Origin of the sequence: Nocardiopsis listeri NBRC 13360 (assembly GCF_001570765.1) — a bacterium.
Lineage (GTDB): Bacteria > Actinomycetota > Actinomycetes > Streptosporangiales > Streptosporangiaceae > Nocardiopsis > Nocardiopsis listeri.
In genome coordinates, this window is sequence record NZ_BCSH01000099.1 from 1 (window position 1) to 4,246 (window position 4,246).

The 4,246-nt window shown below is 69.7% G+C and carries 3 protein-coding genes; 1 reads left to right on the forward strand and 2 read right to left on the reverse strand.

Going from position 1 to position 4,246, the window contains the following annotated elements; genetic code table 11:
• Positions 1–139 precede the first annotated feature (139 nt).
• Complete coding sequence (locus NLI01S_RS23650) at positions 140–2,179, reverse strand: acyltransferase family protein (RefSeq protein ID WP_067608759.1); 2,040 nt, start codon at positions 2,177–2,179, stop codon at positions 140–142.
• A 75-nt stretch (positions 2,180–2,254) separates the two neighbouring features.
• A complete protein-coding gene (locus NLI01S_RS26130) occupies positions 2,255–2,857 on the reverse strand; it encodes a suppressor of fused domain protein (RefSeq protein WP_067608762.1) in 603 nt (200 codons plus the stop codon).
• Between the two features lie 430 nt (positions 2,858–3,287).
• Here NLI01S_RS26130 and NLI01S_RS23660 point away from each other — a divergent pair, with 430 nt between their 5' ends.
• Entirely contained in the window at positions 3,288–4,208 is a 921-nt protein-coding gene (locus NLI01S_RS23660) for a hypothetical protein (protein WP_223809360.1), read from the forward strand.
• The last annotated feature ends 38 nt before the right edge of the window (positions 4,209–4,246 follow it).

Genomic DNA, 4,246 nt, shown 5'->3' on the forward strand with positions numbered 1-4,246 from the left:
AACCACCAGCAGGACCACGACCCCAGGCGCCCCACCAGCCACCCACCCCCGAGCAGCACGAAACCAGCGAAACCAGAAACCCCCCAAGATCGATGGGCTCACGCCCACTAACCCCACCCCCGATCGCCACCACATCTCTTCACCACTCGGTGGCGGCCAGGAGGCGGTCACGCAATTCTGGGGCGAGAGTGCGCATGTAGGTGGCGCTGATGTGTCCGGCGTCCCAGAAGACCAGCACGTTGCCGACGACCGCGTGGCACAGGTCGGGTTCGCAGATGAGGTCGGTGAGGTCTAGGGTGACGACGTTGTTCGGGAGGTCGAGGTCGGCGTCTTCGAAGGGGGACGCCTCGGTCATCGAGTCGGTGGTCGGCGCCGTGCATTCCTCGGGGGAGGCCGTGGCCAGGCACTCGGGGGCGTCGAAACCCAGGCGCGGGGTGTCGCGGACCGCGACGACCTCGATACCCAGGGCCTCCAGCTCACGCCAGCGGTCGACGTAGCCCTCCACCAGTACCTCCTCGCCGAAACCGGCGGTGGTGTCCAGGCTGGTGGTGGTGCCCGTGGTGAACACGGTGTCGGGGCGTAGGTCGGCGAGTTCGACCATCACACCTTGGTTCCACTCGGCGCACTCGGTGTAGGGTTCGCCCTTGTAGAGCTGGGGCGCGTCGGTGAAAAGGCAGGCGCCCTTGACGATGTTGAGCAGTCGCCAGTTCTGCTGTTCCGCGATGATCTCGAGGGCGGGAAACCAGTGGGCGGTGTGGGAGCCGCCGACGAGGGCGATGGTGCGGTCGGCGTCCTCGGGACCGTACTCACAGACGATCACCTCGGTTCCGGCGATGGTCTGGTTGCAGCCCTCTTCGTAGGTGAGCGGGGTGTCCTGGGCGGCGGATGCGGGCGGGGGATGGACGGGGTCGGGGTACTCGCCGTGCTCGGCGCCGATCGCGGCGGCGCCCGGGTAGCGCTGCGGGTCGGCGAGGAGTTCCTCCAGACGTCGTTGTTCGGCGTCCATGCGTGTGGTCCACACGGTCGTGGCCAGGAGCAGCGGGAGGAGGCAGGCCAGGACGAGGGCCGGGCCTCGGACCCGCGAAGCGCGGGCGTAGTTCGTGACCCGGTCGGCCAGAGGGGTCGTCACGGCGGCCAGGGCCACGGACACCGCGAGGACCACCGCGCCACCGAGGGGGCTCGCCAGGGTTCGGCCGGTGAACTCCAGGTAGAACACCAGGATCGGCCAGTGCCACAGGTACAGGGCGTAGGAGATGGAGCCGAGGTAGCGCACCGGGCGCGGGGTGAGGAGTCGGTCCGCTCCCCAGCGCGAATCCGTGGTTCCGGCGACGACGACGGCGGCCGCCGCGAGGGTCGGCCACAGTGCCGCGTAGCCGGGGAAGACCGTCGACACCTGGAGCAGGACACCGCAGAGGACCAGAGCGGCCAGGCCGGACCAGCCGAGGAGGATCCGGAGGTTCTTCGCCGGCTTCAGGTACGGCAGGAACAGCGCGAGCAGGCCTCCCAGCGCGAACTCCCACAGGCGCGCGCCGGTGTCGAAGTAGGCCCACGTCTGGTCGGTTCGGGTGATGTGCACCGAGTACGCCAGGGAGACGGTGAACACCGCGCCCAAGGCGACGGCGAGGCCGCGCCGCGGGGACGTTCCCCACCGGATCGACCACCAGAAGGCCAGGCCGATCAGCGGTGGCCACAGCAGGTAGAACTGCCCCTGGATCGAAAGCGACCAGAAGTGTTGGAGGAGGCTCGTGCCGTCGTCACGTGCCAGGTAGTCGACGGATCCGAGCGCCAGGTGCCAGTTCTCGTGGTAGAGCGCCGAAGCGACTCCTTCGGCGACCGTGTCGCGCCACCGGGTCTGCGGGAGCAGGGACCTGGTGGCGACCAGGGTCGCCCCGATCACCAGGACGGCGGTGGGGACCAGCCGTGTGGCCAGGCGCGCGAGGAAGGCCCCGTAGCGGATCCGACCGCGTCCGGCCGCCCGCACCAGGGATCCGGTGATGAGGAAGCCGGTGAGCAGCAAGAAGACGTCCACACCGCCGGAGACCCGACCGAACCAGACGTGGTAGGTGGCGACGAGGAGGACGGCGATCGCGCGAAGCCCGTCGATCTCCGGCCGGTGGCCTTCGGTGGGCACGGGAGAACGCACGGACGACCTTCGCGAAGGGGACGGGGAGGTCGCCATGATGGCCCGCCCGGGTGAAGGGCGTGCGTACGCGGGTCGACCTCCCGGTCTCGTCCGGAAGAACCCCGTCGGGGGTCAGAGGCGAATCGTCTCGCGGTTCGGGTCGGTGAGCATCTTCGGGTCCCGGTCACGCAGCAGGGCCATGATCGGGGCGATCGTGTCCGCTTCCTGGGCGTACTCCGCTTCCTCGGTCTTGAGCCCCACCACCTGGAAGAACAGCACCAGCCCGTTGTCCGTGTCCAGGATGCGCATGTCGGCGTCGGGCACGATCGCGAGCGAGGTCATGTCGCCGTTCGACCTCTCGCCGCCGAGCGGAGAGCGGGTGATGATCCAGTGCCCCACGTCGAGTCGCGCTCCGGCGACGTACTGATCGGCCAGGGCGTGCAGGACACGGAGGATCCACGCGGGTACGGTCTCGTCCCCCTCCACGCGCGGGATGCGGCAGGAGAACTCGAACCCGGCCCCGGAGACCCGCTTCTCCTCGCTGGTCTTCTCCCCCAGTTCGGTGAGACCGAAGGTCACGAGCAGCCAGTGCCCCTCCATCGGGTAGGCGAGCACTCCGTCGATGCCCTGGTCGTTCCCACCCCCGGGGAACTGGATGGTCAGCGGCCGCACGTCCGGGTAGTGCTGCGCCCACCCTTCGTAGATCTGGGTGAGTCCGGGCAGCATCTCCAGCATCGTGCGTTCTCCTGGTTCGGGTTCGGTGCGCGGTGGTCGGCGCACTTCAGAGGATAGGAGTCGTCCGGGGGCACGCCGACCGTGTTCGTCCTGCCCGGGGTCGTGCTCACGTGTGTGAACGCTGCCGTCCCGAGGTGCGGGCCACTCGGGTCGACTCCGTACGAACACCCTGGGGGACAGGGTTTCCTGTCGGGTGGGTGACAGTTTCCGCACGGTACACGGCAAGGGGGCTTGTCCGCGGATCGAGAGGCTTGTAGGTTTCCTCCAACCTCAATGCGATAACCGAAAACTACTTCCCGTGACCTTGGTGGTAGACCCGCACACCCTCGAACCCGCTCAAGAGGTGGACCCCGTGAACTCCCCCCTGTGCAGACGCGCACTGAGCGGCCTGGCCGCGGCGGCGCTCCTCGCGCTCACGCCCCAGGTCGCCATGGCCGACACCGAATTCGTTCCCACCCCGGCGGACACCCCCGCCGAGCGTGCGACCGCCGACCGGCAGGCCCTGGAGGACAAGCTCGAAGCCGTCTCCATCCCGACCGGCCCGCTGACCTTCGGCGCCGAACCCCTGGCCGCGGCCCAGAGCGCCGCGGAGAGCGCGGCGGCCGGCGCGTCCTGCGCCATCTCGCCCGAGGAGGCCACCGCGATGGCCCTGGCCCCGGTCTGGCCCGAGGTGTCCGGTGGTTCCTCCGAGCCGCCCTCGCCGATGACCCTCTCCCGGTACGACAACCAGTCCGGTCTCTACGACCCCGCCGGACGCGACGGTCTGTTCTTCAACCCGGGCGTCGGCCTGTGGCAGATGGACTCGGCCGGACTGGGCACCGACAACACCGCCGGTGAGGCCATCGACTCGGTGTGGGTGTCCGACTTCGTGGTGCCCTACATCGTGGACAAGTACTGCGGCGCCATCAATGGCGGATCGGCCGCGCCGGCCGCGCGGGCGACGGCGTGGTCCGACTGGAACGCCTGCTCCGCGGGTGACTGCGACACCGTCTACTGGCGCGCGTACAACGACGGCATCGGCGCGGAGCCGACCGTGGACCGCTACGGCGGCGGCCAGGCGCGGACCTGCTCCTACGAGGGCTCTTCACACGACTGCCTGTTCGTGGACGTGGCCAACGCCCAGGGCGCGGACTGGTGGGCGAACCCGGGCAGTGGCCAGTCGCCGGTGCCGCACCCGTTCTACGTGCTCAGGGCCGGTGACAACGAGGTCCGGGTGTGGTTGGCGCAGGACTCGGGGCACGGGGTGGACGTGACGGTCACCCGCCCCTTCGGCGGCAACGCCCGTGACGCCCTGTCCTGGACCGACGGGCGGGGGCTGTGCGACACGACCGAGGGTCGCGGCGCCTGCTGAGGCGCTCACTCCAGGGGCGGGACGGCTCGGCCGTTCCT

Coding starts and splice junctions, on each gene's coding strand:
- NLI01S_RS23660 (WP_223809360.1), top strand. CDS start 3,288: ATGGCCGACACCGAATTCGTTCCCACCCCGGCGGACACCCCCGCCGAG.
- NLI01S_RS23650 (WP_067608759.1), bottom strand. CDS start 2,179: ATGGCGACCTCCCCGTCCCCTTCGCGAAGGTCGTCCGTGCGTTCTCCC.
- NLI01S_RS26130 (WP_067608762.1), bottom strand. CDS start 2,857: ATGCTGGAGATGCTGCCCGGACTCACCCAGATCTACGAAGGGTGGGCG.